Annotated in this window: 17 protein-coding genes; 11 read left to right on the top strand and 6 right to left on the bottom strand. The window is 71.4% G+C overall.

What is annotated here, in order from left to right; translation table 11 throughout:
- Nucleotides 1-10: 10 nt before the first annotated feature.
- Entirely contained in the window at nt 11-904 is an 894-nt protein-coding gene (locus tag CCN37_RS14010; RefSeq protein ID WP_086821187.1) for a PI-PLC domain-containing protein, read from the top strand.
- On the opposite strand, the gene CCN37_RS14005 is transcribed toward CCN37_RS14010, so the two are convergent.
- Together CCN37_RS14005 and CCN37_RS14000 are read right to left on the bottom strand one after the other, a co-directional pair.
- Nucleotides 894-1487, bottom strand: a complete 594-nt coding sequence (locus CCN37_RS14005; RefSeq protein ID WP_210408013.1) for a GNAT family N-acetyltransferase — start codon at nt 1485-1487, stop codon at nt 894-896. The genes CCN37_RS14010 and CCN37_RS14005 overlap by 11 nt on opposite strands.
- On the bottom strand, nt 1484-1972 hold the full coding sequence (locus CCN37_RS14000; RefSeq protein WP_086821186.1) for a YbaK/EbsC family protein: 489 nt from the start codon (nt 1970-1972) through the stop codon (nt 1484-1486). The genes CCN37_RS14005 and CCN37_RS14000 overlap by 4 nt, the downstream gene beginning before the upstream one ends.
- A 176-nt stretch (nt 1973-2148) precedes the next feature.
- On the opposite strand from CCN37_RS14000, the gene CCN37_RS13995 reads away from it, so the two are divergent.
- From CCN37_RS13995 to CCN37_RS13980, 4 genes are all read left to right on the top strand, one after another.
- The gene (locus CCN37_RS13995; RefSeq protein ID WP_086821185.1) at nt 2149-2502 is read left to right on the top strand and encodes a hypothetical protein; all 354 of its coding nucleotides are present in this window, start codon (nt 2149-2151) and stop codon (nt 2500-2502) included.
- A 307-nt stretch (nt 2503-2809) separates the two neighbouring features.
- A complete protein-coding gene (locus tag CCN37_RS13990; RefSeq protein ID WP_086821184.1) occupies nt 2810-3262 on the top strand; it encodes an SAV_6107 family HEPN domain-containing protein in 453 nt (150 codons plus the stop codon).
- Complete coding sequence (locus CCN37_RS13985) at nt 3259-4035, top strand: maleylpyruvate isomerase N-terminal domain-containing protein (RefSeq protein ID WP_086821183.1); 777 nt, start codon at nt 3259-3261, stop codon at nt 4033-4035. The genes CCN37_RS13990 and CCN37_RS13985 overlap by 4 nt, the downstream gene beginning before the upstream one ends.
- Before the next feature lie 92 nt (nt 4036-4127).
- Nucleotides 4128-5156, top strand: a complete 1029-nt coding sequence (locus tag CCN37_RS13980; RefSeq protein ID WP_086821182.1) for a 1-aminocyclopropane-1-carboxylate deaminase — start codon at nt 4128-4130, stop codon at nt 5154-5156.
- A gap of 258 nt (nt 5157-5414) precedes the next feature.
- Here CCN37_RS13980 and CCN37_RS13975 read toward each other — a convergent pair whose 3' ends face one another.
- Genes CCN37_RS13975 through CCN37_RS13965 form a run of 3 tightly spaced genes read right to left on the bottom strand, consistent with a single transcriptional unit; the run spans nt 5415 to nt 11186 of the window.
- The gene (locus CCN37_RS13975) at nt 5415-10049 is read right to left on the bottom strand and encodes an ATP-dependent helicase (RefSeq protein WP_086821181.1); all 4635 of its coding nucleotides are present in this window, start codon (nt 10047-10049) and stop codon (nt 5415-5417) included.
- 37 nt (nt 10050-10086) lie between these two features.
- Nucleotides 10087-10671 carry a bifunctional 2-polyprenyl-6-hydroxyphenol methylase/3-demethylubiquinol 3-O-methyltransferase UbiG gene (locus CCN37_RS13970; protein ID WP_086821180.1) on the bottom strand — a complete coding sequence of 195 codons (585 nt, stop codon included), beginning with the start codon at nt 10669-10671 and terminating at the stop codon, nt 10087-10089.
- Nucleotides 10668-11186: a GNAT family N-acetyltransferase gene (locus CCN37_RS13965; protein WP_086821179.1), complete on the bottom strand. Its 519-nt coding sequence runs from the start codon at nt 11184-11186 to the stop codon at nt 10668-10670. The genes CCN37_RS13970 and CCN37_RS13965 overlap by 4 nt, the downstream gene beginning before the upstream one ends.
- A gap of 122 nt (nt 11187-11308) precedes the next feature.
- Here CCN37_RS13965 and CCN37_RS13960 point away from each other — a divergent pair, with 122 nt between their 5' ends.
- The 3 genes from CCN37_RS13960 to CCN37_RS13950 are packed head-to-tail and all read left to right on the top strand — an operon-like array spanning nt 11309 to nt 15643.
- Nucleotides 11309-13159 (top strand): Hsp70 family protein, encoded by a 1851-nt coding sequence (locus CCN37_RS13960; RefSeq protein ID WP_086821178.1) that lies wholly within the window; start codon nt 11309-11311, stop codon nt 13157-13159.
- A 43-nt stretch (nt 13160-13202) separates the two neighbouring features.
- A complete protein-coding gene (locus CCN37_RS13955) occupies nt 13203-14360 on the top strand; it encodes an acyl-CoA dehydrogenase family protein (RefSeq protein WP_086821177.1) in 1158 nt (385 codons plus the stop codon).
- Nucleotides 14357-15643 (top strand): MFS transporter, encoded by a 1287-nt coding sequence (locus CCN37_RS13950; protein ID WP_086821176.1) that lies wholly within the window; start codon nt 14357-14359, stop codon nt 15641-15643. Before CCN37_RS13955 ends, CCN37_RS13950 begins: the two co-directional genes overlap by 4 nt.
- On the opposite strand, the gene CCN37_RS42020 is transcribed toward CCN37_RS13950, so the two are convergent.
- Entirely contained in the window at nt 15588-15710 is a 123-nt protein-coding gene (locus CCN37_RS42020) for a hypothetical protein (RefSeq protein ID WP_256388043.1), read from the bottom strand. The two genes, CCN37_RS13950 and CCN37_RS42020, sit on opposite strands and share 56 nt — an antisense overlap.
- Before the next feature lie 24 nt (nt 15711-15734).
- Between CCN37_RS42020 and CCN37_RS13945 the strand changes: the two genes are divergently transcribed.
- The 3 genes from CCN37_RS13945 (at nt 15735) to CCN37_RS13935 (ending at nt 17910) form a co-directional block, all read left to right on the top strand.
- Complete coding sequence (locus CCN37_RS13945; protein ID WP_086821175.1) at nt 15735-15929, top strand: DUF3046 domain-containing protein; 195 nt, start codon at nt 15735-15737, stop codon at nt 15927-15929.
- A 214-nt stretch (nt 15930-16143) separates the two neighbouring features.
- On the top strand, nt 16144-17193 hold the full coding sequence (gene recA / locus CCN37_RS13940) for a recombinase RecA (protein WP_086821174.1): 1050 nt from the start codon (nt 16144-16146) through the stop codon (nt 17191-17193).
- A gap of 117 nt (nt 17194-17310) precedes the next feature.
- Nucleotides 17311-17910, top strand: coding sequence for a regulatory protein RecX (locus CCN37_RS13935; protein ID WP_246843029.1), 600 nt, complete (start codon nt 17311-17313; stop codon nt 17908-17910).
- Nucleotides 17911-17960 lie beyond the last annotated feature (50 nt).

The following is a 17960-nucleotide window of genomic DNA, read 5'->3' as shown; positions in this document are numbered from 1 at the left end:
AGGAGGGTGTATGTCCGCAGTGCTGCGCGTGGCCCTGGCCGCCGTCCTGACCGTGCTCCCCGCCCCGGCGCAGGCCCAAGCGGAGCGCACGCTCGCCGACACGACCTACCTGACCACGCACAACGCGCACGTCAGCACCGGCGACGCGAAGTGGTGGCCGCCCAACCAGGGGCAGAGCCTGCGCAAGCAGCTCACCGACGGTGTGCGCGGGCTGATGCTCGACCTGCACATGTACGGCAACGAAGTGCACCTGTGCCACAACGACGGCCGCGAGTGCGGTCCCGTGCCAGGGCTGCACCACGGAACGCCGAGGCAGACATTTGCCGGGTCGCTGCGGACGATCGTCGACTTCCTCAACGAGAACCGCGGTGAAGTCGTCACCCTGCTGCTTGAGGACTACGCGGACGCGCCCGCGCTCGGCGCCGCGCTCGACAGCGTCGCCGGGCTCAACGACCTGATCTTCCGGCCCGACGCGTGGAAGGTGCGCGAACAGGGCTGGCCGAAGCTGAGCGACATGGTGGCGCAGAACAAGCGGCTGCTGATGCTCTCCAGCGCTTCCGGCCGCGAATCGATGGGCGTTTTCCACGGCAAGGACTACACGGTCGAGAACTACTGGAGCCTCGGTCCGCTCGGCGACAAGCTCGAATGCGTCAGCCGGTGGTCGGACGTGCCGCTGAACAAGCAGGAGCCGAACTTCAAGCGGCTGTTCGTGATGAACCACTTCCGCGACGTGCCAGCGGATTTCGCGGCGCGCTCGGACAACGGCGAGAAACTGGCGAAGCGCGTGCGGGACACGTGCACTCCGGCGGCCGGGCGCAAGCCGAACTTCGTCTCAGTGGACTTCTACGAGCAGCCCACGTCGGGGACGCGCCCGGCGAGCGTGGTCGCCGACCTCAACCGCTGACGGGGGTTTCCTCGATCGGCAGCACGCGCCCGAGCACCGCGAACGGGCGTGGGTCACCGGTGAACTGGTAGTGCCGCAGCACGTCCTGGAAACCGAGGCGCCGGTAGAGCTTCCACGCGCGCGTCGGGCCTTCCGGGGTGGACAGCAGCACGCGCTCGGAGTCGACCATGCCCGCCAGCCGCCGCAGCAGCCCCTCGCCGAGACCGCGCCCCTGCGCGTCCGGCCGCACGTGCAGTTCGGTCAGCTCGAAGTAGTCGCGCATCCATTCGTCCACAAAGGACTGATTGGAGTTCGTCCGCGCGTTCAGGCCGCGGCGCACCTGCTCGTGCCACCACTGGCCGACCGCGCCCCGGTAGCCGTAGGAGATCCCGGCGAGCGCCTCGTCCTCGTCCAGCGCGACGACGCAGCGCCACCCGTCGCGCATCATGTGCGCCAACCACATCGGGGCCCGCTGGCGCACGGTGTTGGGCGGGTAGTCCATCGCGGCGACGTAGAGCTCCAGCGCCTCGTCGAGCCGGGGCCGCAGGTCGGCGGCGGTGAACTCGATCAGCCGCAGCTGTTCCGGGCGGGGCGCGGCGGTCACCGGGTCACCTCGGCGGGGGTGCCGCCGGTGAGGGCGACGAGATCGGTGAAGGTGGTGGGGAAGACCGCCTTCGGGTGACCGGCCGCCGCCCAGACCTCGGGGTGCGCGGCCAGCGCGCGGTCGACGAACGTGCGGATCGGGGCCGGGTGGCCGACCGGGGCGACGCCGCCGATGGCCTGGCCGGTGTGCTCGCGGACGAAGTCCGGTGTCGCCCTGCCCACCTCCGCGACCCCGGCCAGTTCGGCCAGCAGCGCCGTGTCGGCCCGGTGCGCGCCGGAGGTGAGCACCAGCAGCGGCGCCCCGTCCGCGACGAAGACCAGGCTGTTCGCGATCGCGCCGACCTCGACGCCGAGCGCGTCGGCCGCCTGCGCGGCGGTGCGGACGGCGTCGGTCAGCACGCGGACCCCGGTCGCGGCGGAGTCGAATCCGGCCTCGGCCAGCGCGGTGGTGACCTTGTGGATGCCCGGGTGGTCCTGTGCGCTCACCGGCTCATCAGACCATGCCCCGGCCGGTCGAGCCCGTCCCGCCCCCTGAACCGCTGCGCGCGCGTCGTTTTGCGGTGACGCGAGAACCGCTCGCGTCGATTTGTGCGAATTCTTCCCGTGAATACGCTGAATTCCGGTCGGGGGACCATCGTGAAAGGCGTCCCATGTCTCGTGTCATGACCGCTCTCGGTCTCGCGCTGCTCAGCGTTCTCGCCCTCGGCGCGCCCGCCTCTGCTGCGACGTACTCGTTCCGCTGCACTCCCCAGGTCTACCCGCAGGTGTGCGGAAAGGCGTTCGCCGTGCCGTCGGGGAAGTCCGTGTGGGTCAATTTCAAGTCCTCGGGCTACATGGCGGGTTTCAAGGCCTACAACAAGGACGGTGACCACTACCTCGGCAAGACGGAGGCGGCGTACTCGGGCAATGTCAGGCTGTGGTTCAACAACACGAACCGGACGATCCGGGTGCAGGTCCGGGCCTCTGTTCTCGTGGGTGGCAACGGTGCCGTGAGCGGGACCTACTGGGTCGGATAGGGCGGGGCGCCAAGAGCCCACCGCCGCATCGGTGGTGGGCCCTTGGCATTCCCCCGGCAGGGTCGCGCCGCAGGTCGCTTGAGACTGTCAGACCCCCCGGGTATCGTTGGTCGTGTTCGAACGAGTGTTCGAGACGCCTGGAGTGACCTGCTGGTTGACCCGACGGGGTGCCGGCACCGCGCTCCGCTGGGCGCTCGGCACCCGTCCGGGCACGCCGGGCGGCGGAGTGGGGGAAGCACCCCGCCGCCCGGCACCGCCGGCTTCCCCTCGGCACACCGTCGTTCCCTGACGTCCCCAGGAGGCCGAGATGTCCGTTCCTCTGCACTTCCCGGTCCCTTCCCCCCGCCATCCCGACGACGCGCGCACCGCCGCCATCCCGGCGCCGCGCAACCCCCAGGCCGTCTCGCTGCTGGCGCACGCGGTGCGCACGCTGCGCGAGGCGGAGGGCTCGACCAAGCCCGCGGACCGCTACTCGGTGGCCTACCTCGCCGCGATCCGCGGATCAGCCGCCGTGCTCGCCATGCGCGGCCGGCCGCACCGCGCCCGGGCCCGCCCGGCCAGCGTGTGGGAACTGCTCGTCCGCAACGCGCCCGAGCTGCGCGAGTGGGCGGCGTTCTTCGCCGCGGGCTCCTCGCGCCGCGCGGCCGTGCAGGCGGGAGCCAGCAGGCTGGTCGACGCCGCGACCGCCGACGACCTCGTCCGGCGCACCGGGGAGTTCCTCCAGCTGGTGCGGCGGATCGTGCACGGGGCGGGGCGGTGAGCGGGGCGGCTCTCATCGATCACGGCCGCCTGCTCGACGTCCTGGTGACCGAGGGCGAGACGCTCGCCCACTCGGCGCCCCCCGACGCCATGGACCTGCCGATCCCGGGCCGCCCCGGGATCACGGTCGGCACCGTGCTGCGCCAGGCCGGTGACGGCTACCGCGGCGCGCTCGCCTGGATGCGCGACCGCGGCGTTCCCGCCTGGCCGGTGCCCGAGCAGCGCGCGTCCGGCTCCCAGGCCCAGCCGGAGGCGGCCGACCTGCGCTCGGGGCTCGTCGACCTCGTTGTGAAGCTCGGTGAGCACGAGCCGGACGAGCCCTGCCCGACGTGGTGGCCGCAGGACCAGACCTACGGTTTCTGGCGGCGGCGGATGGCGCACGAGAGCACGGTGCACCGCATCGACGTGCAGGCCGCGCTCGGCGGGCCGGTGCTCGACGTCCCCGATGACGTGGCGCTGGACGGCGTCGACGAGGTGCTGCTGCTGTGGCTCGGGCATCGCTTGCGCACCAGGGGGATCACCGGTCCGCACCGCTGCTCGCTCGGCGTCCGCACCGCCGAGCACGCGTGGTACGTCCGCGTGGAGCCCGAGGGCATCTCGGTGTTCCGCGCCGCGCCCACCGGCCTCACCAACGTGGACGCCGTGATCACCGGAGCGCCGTCGGCGGTGTACCGCTGGCTGTGGGGCCGCGCGCCCGACCACACCGTCCGCCTCATCGGTGACCGCCACGCCACCGCGCAGCTCTGGGCACTGCTCCGCCTGGCAACTGCCTGACCCTGACCCCGTTTCGTACTCATAGCGGTACGCGTGAGCGCTCTTTTTCCCGCTATGAGTACGAAACGGGCTTTGCCGAGTGAGGAGGGGCCATGTCGTCATCGGTCGGCCAACTGCGCGAGGGGCTGGCGGGGTTGTCGAGGTACCCGTTGCTGTTCGGGCCGTCGCCCGTGCACGAGCTGGAGCGGCTCGGCGCCCACCTCGGCGGCGCGCGGATCTGGGCGAAGCGAGAGGACTGCAACTCGGGCTTGGCCTACGGCGGCAACAAGACCCGCAAGCTGGAGTACCTGCTCGCCGAGGCGATCACCGAGGGCTGCGACACGCTCGTCTCCGTCGGCGGAGTGCAGTCCAACCACACTCGCCAGGTCGCCGCCGCTGCCGCCCGCGCCGGGCTGCGCTGCGTGCTGGTGCAGGAGAGCTGGGTGGAGTGGCCGGACTCCGTCTACGACCGCGTCGGCAACATCCTGCTGAGCCGGCTCATGGGCGCCGATGTGCGCCTGGTGCAGGCGGAGTTCACCATCGGCCTCCGGCCCAGCTGGGAGAACGCGCTCGCCGAGGTGCGCGAGAGCGGCGGCAAGCCCTACGCGATCCCCGCGGGCGCCTCCGACCACCGGCTCGGCGGCATGGGTTTCGCGGGCTGGGCCGCCGAGGTCGCCGAGCAGGAGCGCCAGCTCGGCCTCTTCTTCGACACCGTCGTCGTCTGCTCCGTCACCGGCTCCACGCAGGCGGGCATGATCGCCGGTTTCGCCGCGCTCGACGGCCCGCCCCGGCGCGTCATCGGCATCGACGCCTCCGCGGCGCCCGCCACCACCGAGGCCCAGATCGCCTGGATCGCCGCGGGCACCGCCGACCTGCTCGGAGTCACCGACCTGCCGCCCGTCGAGCTGGACGAGCGCTACCACGCCGGCACCTACGGCATCGCCGACGAACGCACCCTCGCCGCCATGCGCGTCGCCGCCCGCCTCGAAGGCATGATCACCGACCCCGTGTACGAGGGGAAGTCCATGGCGGGCCTGATCGACCTCGTCAGCTCCGGCGAGATCCCCAAGGACTCCACCGTCCTCTACGCCCACCTCGGCGGCCAACCCGCCCTCAACGCCTACTCCGCCCTCTTCCCCTAAGCCGACGTTTCGCAGAGGCCGAGGCGACGCTCGCGGCGGCGGGGTTTGGGGTGGTTAACGACAAGCGGAGGCGGAGTTGGGCGTACTTGAAGACCAGCAAACCGCGCCGGTGCGGCCAAGCGGCCGAGGGGAACCGATCGCCGTCGCGGGATGAGCGGCGGGCCCGTCGCCCGTGTTTCGCGTTTTGGCTACTTGTTGTGATTTGGGAGCGCTCTCCTTCGCAACGCGTTGCCAAAACGTGAGGGGTGAGACCGGGGGTTACTGGGCGCGGAGGCGGAGGCCCTTGGGGGTGGCGCGGAAACCGGCGTCGCGGAGGATGGCGGAGAGGTGGGAGCCGAGGGCCTGTTCGCCGTCGGTGCGCTGCACGGCCAGTTGGCCCAGCCAGCCGTCGCGGACGGCTCCGGCGAGGACGTCGGCCGCGGCGCGCAGTGCGGGCTCGTCCTCGGTGAAGGAGAGCAGCGAGCGGCCGCCGCGCTCCACGTAGAAGACGGGGCGGCCGTCGACGAGGACGGCGATCGCGCCTGCCTTGCGGGCGGGGCGGTGCTTGGTGTCGCCGAGGGCGGCGGGCCAGTCGAGCGCGGCGCCGTAGGGCTGGGCGGGGTCGGCCGCGGCGAGCACGACGGCCACGGAGTCGACGTCGCGCACGGAGCTGGAGTCCGAAGTGGACAGTGCGCGCAGGCGGTCGACGGCGCCGTGCGCGGCGAACTGGGCGGCGCCGAGCCCTTCGACGACGTAGCCGCGCACGACCTGGCCGGACTCCTCCATCGCGCGGAGCACCCGGTACACGCCGCTGAACCCGCCGGTCACGCGCTCGGTGTCCAGGGCGCCCCTGGTCAGAACGCCGTGGCGCTCAAGGAAAGCCTCCGCGCGAGCGTGCGCGCGGCGGGTCGGCGCGGTCTCGCGCTCGGGGGCCAGGGACCACCGCCCCGCGACCGTGGGCGGCCCGGTGCGGCTCGGCATGGTCGGGCGCGGAGCGCGTAGGCGGGCGTAGCGACCGCGCGGGGCGGAGCGGCGTGGTTTGTGCGCGGCGCCCTTGCCGGACACGAGCGCGCGCAGCGGAGCGAGCGTGTCGTTGGTGACCTGCCCGGACCACACGAGGTCCCACAGCGCGGCGATCACGGCGGGGTCGTCGACGGGCTCGTCAGTGACACCGGAGACTGTGCCGGACACGCGATCGGTCAACTGGCGGAAGAACTGCGCCCCACCCTCCAAAGTGGACAGAACGGCGCGGTGCAGCGGGCCGTCGGGGACCTCCTCGTCCACCTCTGGCAGCAGCAGGTCGGCCAGATCCGTTGGGGCGAGGGCGATCCAGCCGTCTCCACCGGCCAGAGCACCGCAGCCGGTCCACGACACCTCGCCGGTCGCGGTCAGCTCGTCGAGCAGCGCGGGGGAGTAGCCGGGCAGCCGAGCGGGCAGGATCAGCGACTCCACCGCGCTCGCCGGGAGCGGCGCGCCCGCGAGCTGTTCGACCACCGTCATCAGGTCGTCGACGGTCGCGGCCGTCCGAGGCGCGAACTGGCCACCACGCCGCTTCCCGCCGATCCCGTGCCAGGACGGCAAAAACCGGCCCAACGCGGCCTGCTCGACGGGCTCGACCTCAGCGCGCAGCTTCGCCAGGGACGCGCGCCGCAGCCGTCGCAACACCTCGGCGTCGCAGAACTCCATGCCCGCGTCGTCAGCCGCCACCAATGGGCGCAGCTCGCCGCGCACGAGCCGTCCGGTACCCGCGAGCCGCTCCAGAACGCTGGTCACCACCGCGACGCCCAAGCCGAATCGCTCAGCCGCCTGGGCAGCCGGGAACGGACCGCGCGTGCGGGCGTAGCGCGAGATCAGGTCGCCGAGCGGATCGGCGACGGGCTCGGTGAACGCCTCGGGCACGCCGACCGGCAACGCGACGCCGAGCGCGTCCCGGACCCGTCCCGCGTCCTCGATCGCGATCCACCGCATCTGCCCGGCGATCCGGACCTGGATCACCCGGCGCTGGTTCTCCAGCTCTGTCAACCACTCCGGCTCGACACCGCGTTCCAGAGCCTCCGCCGTGGACAGCTCGCCCAGCGCGCGAAGCAGGTCGGCCGCGTCCTCAAGGTTGCGGGCCTTGCGCTCCGGGCTCAGCCGCTGGAGCTGCGCTTCGACCTCGGCCAGCACCTCGGGATCGAGCAGCTCGCGGATCGCCTCGGAGCCCAACAACTCGGCCAGCAGCGCCGAATCCAGCGACAGCGCGGCGGCTCTCCGTTCCGCGAGCGGCGCGTCGGTCTCGTAGAGGAACATCCCCACGTAGCCGAACAGCAGGCTGCGGGCGAACGGCGAAGCGGTCGGCGTCTCCACCTCCACGACCCGCACCTTGCGCGCGCGGACCTCCGCCATCAACTCGCGCAGGCCGGGCAGGTCGTAAACGTCCTGGACGCACTCGCGCATCGCCTCCAAGACCACCGGGAAACGCTCGTACTTCGCGGCGACCGACAGCAGTTGCGACGCGCGCTGGCGCTGCTGCCACAACGGCGAACGCCGACGAGGATCGCGCCGGGGCAACAACAACGACCGAGCGGCGCACTCGCGGAAACGGGCGGCGAACAGCGCGGAGCCGCCGAGCTCGGCGACCACGATCTGCTCCACCTCCTCGGGGTTGACCAGCACGTCCTCGGCCGTGGGCAGGATGTCCGCGCCCGCGTCCTCGAAGCCGTCGTCCAACCCCACGGTCGGCAGCCGCAACACGATCCCGTCATCGGAGTGCGCCAGCTGCGGGTCCCACCCGTGCTTCTCCTTCAGCCGCGCGCCGATCGCCAGCGCCCACGGGGCGTTCACCCGCGCGCCGAACGGCGAGTGCACCACGAGCCGCCAGTCGCCCAGCTCGTCGCGAAAGCGCTCGACCAGGATCGTCTTGTCATTGGGCAGGTGCCGGGTGGCCGTGCGCTGTTCCGCCAAGTACGCCAACAGGTTCTGCGTGGCCCACTCGTCGAGCCCCGCGTCGGCCGCGCGTTGGACCGCGTCCGCGTTGTCCAAAGTGGACAGTTCGCGGACGAAGGCGCCGAGCGCGCGCCCGAGCTCCAGTGGGCGGCCTGGCGCATCGCCCTTCCAGAACGGCAGCCGCGCGGGCTGACCCGGCGCGGGGGTGACGATCACGCGATCGTGCGTGATGTCCTCGATCCGCCACGACGACGTGCCCAGCAGCACCACGTCACCGACGCGCGACTCGTAGACCATCTCCTCGTCCAGCTCGCCGACGCGCGAGCCGCCCTTGCCGTCCGCGCCGGGAGTGCTGACGGTGAACAGGCCGCGATCGGGGATGGTGCCGCCGGAGGTCACCGCGAGCCGCTGCGCGCTCGGCCGCCCGTTGAGCACGCCGGTGACGCGGTCCCAGGTGATCCGCGCGCGCAGTTCGCCGAACTCCTCGCTCGGATAGCGCCCGGCGAGCATGTCGAGCACCGCGTGCAGCGCGGAGTCCGGCAGCGACGCGAACGGCGCCGCCCCGCGCACCACGGCGGCCAGCTGGTCGACGGTCCACGGCTCCATCGCGGTCATCGCGACCACGTGCTGCGCCAGGACGTCGAGCGGGTTGCGGGGGTAGCGCAGCGCCTCGATCGAGCCGGCGGCCATCCGCTCGGCCACCACCGCACAGGACACCAGGTCACCGCGGAACTTCGGGAACACCACGCCCTTCGACACCGCGCCGACCTGGTGCCCCGCGCGGCCCACGCGTTGCAGCCCGGAGGCCACGGTCGGTGGCGCCTCCACCTGGATCACCAGGTCCACCGCGCCCATGTCGATGCCCAGCTCCAACGAGGAGGTGGCGACCACGCACGGCAGCACGCCCGCCTTCAGCTCCTCCTCGACCAGGGTGCGCTGTTCGCGGGCCATGGAACCGTGGTGCGCCTTGGCGATCACGGTCGTCGAGCCCGTCGTGATGCCCGAGCCGCCCACCGCCTCGGCGGGGAAGCGCTCCACCTCCGCGGGTTCGCTGGCCAGCTCGTTCAGCCGCGAGGTCAGCCGTTCTGCGAGCCGTCGCGAGTTGGCGAAGACGATCGTGGACCGGTGCTGCCGCACCAGGTCGAGAATCCGCTCCTCCACGGCGGGCCAGATCGACGGCCGCCGCGCCGCTCCCGCCGCCGAGCCGGTGATCTCCTCGTCCTCGGGCAGCTGCTCCGCCGGTCTGTCCAAAGTGGACATGTCCTCGACGGGGACCTCCACCCGCACCGCGACGGTCTTGCGGTTCTCCGGCCGCACCACGCGCACCGGCCGCCCGCCCGCGAGGAAGGAGGTGACCTCCTCGATCGGTCGCACGGTCGCGGACAGTCCGATGCGCTGAGCGGGGCGCTCCAGCAGCGCGTCCAGCCGTTCGAGGGACAACGCCAGGTGCGCGCCGCGCTTGGTGCCCGCGACGGCGTGCACCTCGTCGACGATCACCGTGCGCACCCCGGCGAGTGATTCCCGCGCGGCCGAGGTCAGCAGCAGGAACAGCGACTCCGGTGTCGTCACCAGCACGTCCGGTGGGCGGCGGGCGAAAGATCGGCGCTCCTCCGCAGGCGTGTCACCGGTGCGCATGCCCACGGTGATCCCCGGGTCAGGCAGACCGAGCCGGTGCGCCGCCTGCCGGATACCGGTCAGCGGCGCTCGGAGGTTGCGCTCCACGTCCACCGCGAGCGCCTTGAGCGGCGAGATGTAGAGGACGCGGCAGCGGTGCTTCGGCTCGGCGGGAGGCTCGGAGCGGGCGAGCTGGTCCAGTGCCCAGAGGAACGCCGCCAACGTCTTGCCCGAGCCGGTCGGGGCGACGACCAGGGCGTGCTCGGCGTCCGCGACGGCGTTCCACGCGCCGACCTGGGCATCGGTCGGCGCGGCGAACGCGCCCCGGAACCACTCCCTGGTCGGCGCGGAGAACTTCTCCAGCACTTCGGACATGACCCCATCCTGAACCAGGGGTCTGACAGTCGCCGGGCTACGGCTTGCGATAGGTCAGCAGGTACCGCCAGAAAAGCTGCCGCCGTACATGGTGACCAGGCAAAACGCGATTCGCGTCGGCGCGGATCTCCGCATAGGTCAGCTCGGCGCCCTTGACCGGGGCGTGAACTCCGTCGTCCTTCCGGGTCAAGGCGTTGAGCGCCAGGTTCACCGGCGCTGCGGCCAAGCTCAGCGCGTGGTCCGAAGCGGTCTTCTCCCGGTAGAGCCCCAGGATCGCCAGAACTCCGCCCGGCTTCAGGGAGTCGCGGAGCCGCTCCAACGCGTCAGGGAAGGACGGCAGGTGGTGCACCGTCGCGATGCACGAGACGAAGTCGTAGCGCGCGGGCTCGATGTCCATGAGGTCGCATTGGCGGAACTCGATGTTCGCCGCACCCATGGACCGCGTGCGCGCTACGTCGACCATCTCGGCAGACGCGTCGATCGCGTCCACCCAGCCGGCTTGACGGGCCAGACGCCTCGCGAACACACCGGTGCCGCAACCGACGTCAAGTGCGTCAGCGCAGTGTGAGGGCACGTGTCGCAGGAGTCTTCGGTGATAGAAGTCGTTGTGATTGAAAGTCATCGCTTCAAGGACGCGCTCGCGTCCTCCTTGGTTGTACTCCAACGCCATTGCGACTCACCGTCAACGACCGTGTCTGTTTGAGTGAGCCCGGCAGCCGCGGCGACCGCGCCCGACGCCGCGTGCCCGGGGTGCACGTGGGCCACGATTTCGGTCACACCGCTTGAACGCAGCCAGTCCACCAACGCGCGCGCGGACTCGGTAGCGAAGCCACGGCCCTGCCATGGCGTGCCAACGACCCACGCGATCTCCGCGCTGCCGTGGGCGACGGTGGCCTGCACGTAGCCCGTCAGGCAGTTCTCCGCGCGCGATCTGATGACGAAGTTCATCCAGGTCACAGATGGATCGGGAGAGCCGTCGACCTGCTTCGCGTAGCGCTGGCGCAAGTGCTCGACAGTGGCGGGCGCGCCACCCGTGAACTCGTGCAGTGCCGCGTCCGCCAAGACCTCCGCCATCTCCTCCGCGTGCTCCACGCGGAGCGGAACGAGATCGAGGCGGTCAGTGCGCAACGGACCCATGAGAGGAGACCGTAACCGCCAATCTGGGCAACCCCGCCACATGGCCTAACCCCGACATGGCAGCATCACACCCCAGCGTCCAAACCGGACGCTGTGCGTCCCGTGGCGACAAGGGGAGAGCAGTGCGCGTCCTGTCGGTGGACCTGGGTACGTCCAACACCGTTGCCGTGTTGTCAGCACACGGCAGGCCACCGCGCGTGGTCGAGGTCGACGGCTCGGCGACGATGCCCTCAGCCGTCTTCGCCTCCGAGGACGGCGGACTGGTCGTCGGCCGTGACGCCGAGCGGCGGGCCCGGCTCGACCCGTCGCGCTTCGAGCCCAACCCCAAGCGCCGGGTGGACGACACCACGCTGCTGCTGGGCAACACCGTCATCACGGTGACCGACGCGATGGCAGCGGTGCTCCAGCGCGTCGCGGACGAGACCAAGCGCCAGCTCGGCGGCGAGATGCCGGACGAGGTGCGACTGACGCACCCCGCGCAGTGGGGCGCGATCCGCCGCAACGTCCTGCTCTCCGCCGCGCGTCTGGCCGGGTTCGGCCCGCAGCTGACCCTGGTGCCGGAGCCCGTCGCCGCCGCCGCGCACTTCGCGTCCTTCCCGGAGCGCTCGCTGGCACCCGGACAGGCGCTCGCCGTCTACGACCTCGGCGCGGGCACCTTCGACGTCGCCGTGGTCGGCGCGACCCCCACGGGCTTCGTCGTGCTCGCCGAGAACGGCCTGCCCGACCTCGGTGGTCTTGATGTGGACCACGCGCTGCTGGTGCACGTGGGACGCGAGGTGTCCTACCGCGACCCCGAGAAGTGGCAGCGCGTTCTGCGCCCCGAGTCGACCGCGGACCGCCGTGCCCGCCGCACGCTCCTTGAAGACGTGCGCGCGGCCAAGGAGGCGCTGTCCCGGCACCCGCAGACCGAAGTTCCGATGCCGGAGCCCTTCGACGACGTGCTCGTCACGCGCGCGGAGCTCGAAGCGCTGATCCGCCCCAGTCTGCTGCGCAGCATCGAACTGCTCGCCGACACCATCGGCTCCGCCGGGATGACCCCGGAGTCACTGGCGGGCATCTACCTCGTCGGTGGCTCCAGCCGCATCCCGTTGGTGGCCAAGCTGATCTCCGACCGGCTCCGCGTCGTCCCGACGAGCCTCGACCAGCCGGAGACCGCCGTCGCACTCGGCGCGCACCACGTGCCGCAGGACGGCACCAGCGCGCGCACGGGGCAGCTCCCGCCGCAGGAGATGTACCCGGGCGGCGTGACCGCGCCGTACCCCACGGCGATGACCACCGCGCCCGCGTACCCGAACACCGGGCCGCAGCCGGTGCAGCAACACCAGCACCAGCAGCAGCACCAAGCCCCGCCGCAGTACGGCGGCTACCCGCAGTACCCGCAGCAGCAGCCCAAGAAGAACTCCAAGCCGTTGCTGATCGGCGTCGCGGCCTCCATCGTGCTGGTGCTCGCCGTGGTGCTGGGCATCGTGCTGCTCGGCGGTTCCGGCCTGCCGAGCGCGAGCGACTGCTCGAAGCCGGGCGAGGCCGACCCCAAGGGCTTCACCTCGTGCATGCGCCAGCTCGCCGGCGACCTGGCCGACAACGTCCAGTGCGACCCGGGCGTCAGCGGGCTCGCCCAGAACGCGCTCGGCCGCATCCAGGGCGTCAAGGTGACCTGTCAGCTGCCCGCGGGCAACGGCGCGCCCACGCTCACCATCGCGTACGCGCACGCGGGTTCGATGGAGGTCGTGCAGAACATCGCCAACACCGTGATCGGTGAGTCCAAGACCGAACAGGTCGAGGCGGACTGGGGCGGCAACGGGCTCACCGGGCACTACCAGGCCACCACTGACCAGAGTGTCGGCTACCTCGTCTTCACCGTGAAGGACCGCCCCGTCGTCGGGTTGATGACCGTCGTGAACCCGACCGGAGCAGGCCCGAAGGCCAACGAGCTGGCCGACTACTTCGAGAAGCAGGTTCAGCCCGGGACCTGACCGGAGCTATCCCCGCGCGATTCGCGCGTGCCACGATCGGGGCATGCAGCGTGATCTCTTCGAGGCCGACCACGACGCGTTCCGCGAGCTGGTGCGCAGGTTCTTCGCCGATGAGGTGGTGCCCAAGCACCCGCAGTGGGAGTCCGAAGGGGTCGTCCCGAGGGAGGTCTGGGCCGCCGCCGGCGAGCTGGGCATGCTCGGCTTCGACATGCCCGAGGAGCACGGCGGTGGCGGGCAGCGCGACTTCCGGTTCAACACCGTGGTCGGCGAGGAGCTCGTGCGCACCGGCTCGACCGGTTGCGGCTTCGGTCTGCACACCGACGTCGTCGGCCCCTATCTGCGCGAGCTGGCCACCGAGGAGCAGAAGGCGCGCTGGCTGCCCGGGTTCTGCTCGGGCGAGCTGATCACCGCCATCGCGATGAGCGAGCCCGGCGCCGGTTCCGACCTCCAGGGAGTCCGCACGCACGCGCGCCGCGACGGCTCCGACTTCGTGCTCAACGGCTCGAAGACCTTCATCACCAACGGCATCAACTCCGACCTGGTGCTGGTCGTGGCCAAGACCGACCCCGAGGCACCCGGCAGCAAGGGGCTGAGCCTGCTCGCGGTGGAGCGCGGGATGGCCGGGTTCTCCCGTGGCCGCAACCTCGACAAGATCGGCTTGAAGGCGCAGGACACCGCCGAGCTGTTCTTCGAGGACGTGCGCGTGCCTGCGGAGAACGTCCTCGGCGAGGTCAACCGCGGCTTCTACCACCTGATGGCGATGCTGCCGCAGGAGCGAATCTCCGTCGCCGTGGGTTCGATCGCCACGGTGAGCGCCGCGCTGGAGCTGACCAAGGAGTACGTGCGCGGGCGCAAGGCGTTCGGGCGCAGCGTCGGCGCGTTCCAGAACACCCGCTTCGAACTGGCCGAGCTGGAGACGGAGTACTGGGTCACCCAGGTCTTCCTGGACCGCTGCGTGCGCGACCTCAACGCGGGGACGCTGTCCGCCACCGACGCGGCCATGGCCAAGCTGTGGACCTCCGAGCTGGCAAGGAAGGCCGCCGACCGCTGCCTCCAGCTGCACGGCGGCTACGGCTACATGAGCGAGTACCCGATCTCCAAGCTGTTCCTCGACGGCCGCGTGCAGGCGATCTACGCGGGCACCAACGAGATCATGAAGGAGATCATCGGCCGCTCGCTCGGCCTGGAAGAGCGGTCGTGACCGAACTCCTCGGCCGCCCCGTCGCGGCCGTGCAGCGCCGGGTGCTCGGCACGCTCACCACGAGCCAGGTCCTCGGCGGGGTCGGCGTGGCCACCGGGGTCACCGTCAGCTCGCTCGCGGCGGCCTCGCTGTCCGGCTCCGAGGTGGTCGGCGGGCTCGCCCAGACCAGCGCCGTGATGGGCGCGGCGCTGCTGTCGCTGCCCGCCGCGCGACTGGCCGAGCGCAGGGGCCGCCGTCCCGCGCTGATCATGGGCTACGGCCTGGCCGCCGTCGGCGCCGCGCTGGCGGCCACGGCGATCGCGCTGGGCTCGTGGCCGCTGCTGCTGGCCGCGCTCGTGCTGGTCGGCGGGGGCAGCACCGCCAACCTGGCGGCCCGCTACGCCGCGACCGACCTCGCCGCCCCGGAGCGCAGGGCCAGGTCGCTGTCGCTGGTGGTGTGGGCGACGACGATCGGTTCGGTGGCCGGTCCCAACCTCGCCGAGCCAGCGCAGCGGCTGGCCGGCTGGCTCGGCATCGCGGAGCGCTCCGGCCCGTTCCTGGTGTCGGTACTGGGTTTCAGCGCCGCGGCGGCGTGGGTGTGGTTCGGCCTGCGCCCCGATCCGCTGGTGCTGGCGCGGTCGGTCGAAGCGGTCGAGCCCGGGCCGTCCTGCCCCGCGCACGGTGCCCCGCTGCGGTGGACCGGCAAGCTCGCCAAGCTTCACCCGATGGGGTGGTTGGCGGTGGCGGGCATCGTGCTCTGCCACACCGCGATGGTCGGGCTGATGACCATGACGCCGGTGCACATGGACCACGGCGGCGCCTCGTTGAGCCTGGTCGGCGTGGTGATCAGCCTGCACATCGCCGGGATGTACGCGGCGAGCCCGGTGTTCGGGTGGATGGCCGACCGCTGGGGCCGGGTGCCCGTGCTCGCGCTGGGCGCCGGGCTCATCGTCGCCGCGGCGGGTGTTGCGGGGACCGCCTCCTCGCACGACGCGCCGCAGCTCGCGGTGGGCCTGGTGCTGCTCGGTTTCGGGTGGTCCGCCGGGCTGGTGTCCGGGTCGGCGTTGCTCACCGAGTCCGTGCCGCTGGCCGATCGGCCCGCCCTGCAGGGCATGTCCGACCTGGCGATGAACGTCGGCGGCGCGCTCGGCGGGCTCACAGCGGGGCTGGTGGTGACCGTGTGGTCCTACCAGGTGCTCGGCCTGCTCGTCGGCGTGCTCGCGCTGCCGTTCCTGGTGCTCTGCCTGCTCAGCGCTTTCGGTTCTGGCGGAACCAGATCAGCCCGTAGACGATCACGCCGATGAGGCCGCCCGCGAGGATCAGCTGGCCGAGCGGCGAGGAGAGGCCGGTGGGGTCGTCTTCGGTGAACACCCGCCGAGCGTAGCCTTGCCCCCGATGCGTATCACCCTTTTCCGCAGCCGGATGAACGACGAGTTCGGCTCCGTCCGCGCTGAGCTGATGGCCAGCACCCACGTGTTCTCCTCCCTCGGCGGGCGCACCGTCGACCAGGCCATGGAGGCCGGGATGGACCCGAAGCGGATCTGGCTCGCCGTGTGCGAGGCCTTCGACGTACCGCCGGAACGGCGCTGACCAGCGCTTCTCCTCACTGCCTCACCCCGAAGCGTGTCTCGACTGGACTCGAACACCTGTTCGGCTATGGTGTTGTCCACATCGGCACCAGCTATCCACAGATCCCGACCTCTCCGCGCTGACTGTCAGACCTACGCCGTAGCGTCGACCACGACCCGGTAGAGGGCCCCATCTGACGGCTAAAGGCGAGGCAGTGAAGCAAGGCAGGAAGCCCATGGCAGCGGTAGCACCCGACCGGGACAAGGCTCTTGAGCTTGCCCTGGCCCAGATCGACAAGCAGTTCGGCAAGGGATCGGTGATGCGTCTCGGTGAGGACACCAGGCCACCGGTCGCGGTGATCCCCACCGGCTCCATCGCCCTGGACGTGGCGTTGGGCATCGGCGGCCTGCCCAAGGGCCGCGTCATCGAGGTGTACGGGCCGGAGTCCTCCGGTAAGACGACCGTCGCGCTGCACGCGGTGGCCAACGCCCAGCGCCTTGGCGGCATCGCGGCGTTCATCGACGCCGAGCACGCGCTGGACCCCGAGTACGCCAAGGCGCTCGGCGTGGACACCGACGCGCTGCTGGTGTCCCAGCCGGACACCGGTGAGCAGGCGCTGGAGATCGCGGACATGCTCGTGCGCTCCGGCGCGCTGGACATCCTGGTCATCGACTCCGTGGCGGCCCTGGTGCCGCGTGCGGAGATCGAGGGCGAGATGGGTGACAGCCACGTCGGTCTGCAGGCCCGGCTGATGAGCCAGGCGCTGCGGAAGATGACCAGCGCGCTGAACAACTCCGGAACCACCGCGATCTTCATCAACCAGCTGCGCGAGAAGATCGGCGTGATGTTCGGCAGCCCCGAGACCACCACCGGTGGCAAGGCGCTGAAGTTCTACGCGTCGGTGCGGCTGGACGTGCGGCGGATCGAGACCCTGAAGGAGGGAACCGACGCGGTCGGCAACCGCACCAGGGTCAAGGTCGTGAAGAACAAGATGGCGCCGCCGTTCAAGCAGGCGGAGTTCGACATCCTCTACGGCCAGGGCATCAGCCGCGAGGGCTCCCTGATCGACATGGGTGTCGACCAGGGCATCGTCCGCAAGTCCGGTGCCTGGTACACCTACGAGGGCGACCAGCTCGGCCAGGGCAAGGAGAACGCCCGCAAGTTCATGCGGGAGAACCCCGACATCGCCAACGAGGTCGAGAAGCGCATCAAGGAGAAGCTCAACATCGGCCCGCAGCTCGCGGTCGAGGGCGAGGAAGCAGCGCCCGCTCCCGTCGAGTTCTAGCCCTTCTCGCACAGCACGGCTCCTTCTCGCACAGCGCAACGCGTTCGCCCTCCCGCCCGGGGTGCCGGTCCTCCGGCGCCCCGGCGGGAGGGAACGCCAGGACCGAGGTGATCTCCCATGACCCGGCCCGGTCGTTCCCGGCGCCGCCCCGGTTCCGGCATGCCCGGTGGCTCCGGCCCCAGCTCCGCTGACGGGGCGTCGGCCGAGCGTCGGCAGCAGGCTCCCCGCGATCCGGTGGAGCACGCGCGCGACATCTGCCTGCGGCTGCTCGCGGTGCGTCCGCGCACCCGCGTCGAGCTGGAGCAGGCGTTGCGGCGCAAGGAGATCCCCGATGACGTGATCGCGGCGGTGCTCGATCGCTACAGCGACCTCAAACTGGTCGACGACGCCGCGTTCGCCGAGCTGTGGGTGCGCTCCCGGCACACCCACCAGGGCATGGCCCGCCGCGCCCTCGTCGCCGAACTGCGCCGCAAGGGCGTCGACGGCGAGACCGCGGCCGATGCGGCGTCCACAGTGGACAGTGAGGCCGAGGAGGAGCGGGCGCGCGCCCTGGTCCGCCGCAAGATCCCCTCGGTGCTGCGCGTCGACGAGACCGCCCGCGTCCGCCGCCTGGTCGGCATGCTCGCGCGCAAGGGCTATCCCGAGGGCATGGCCTACCGGGTCGTCCGCGACGAACTCCGCGAAGCAGGCTCCGAAACCACCCTCCTCGACGACTGACCCGAGTCCCCCTTCTCCCGTTTCGTACTCCTAACGGGAAAAAGAGCGCT

Origin of the sequence: Allokutzneria sp. NRRL B-24872, from assembly GCF_002155965.1 — a bacterium.
Taxonomy (GTDB): Bacteria; Actinomycetota; Actinomycetes; order Mycobacteriales; family Pseudonocardiaceae; genus Allokutzneria.
Note: the sequence above shows the minus strand (reverse complement) of the source record. Positions and strands in the feature narration are given on the sequence as shown.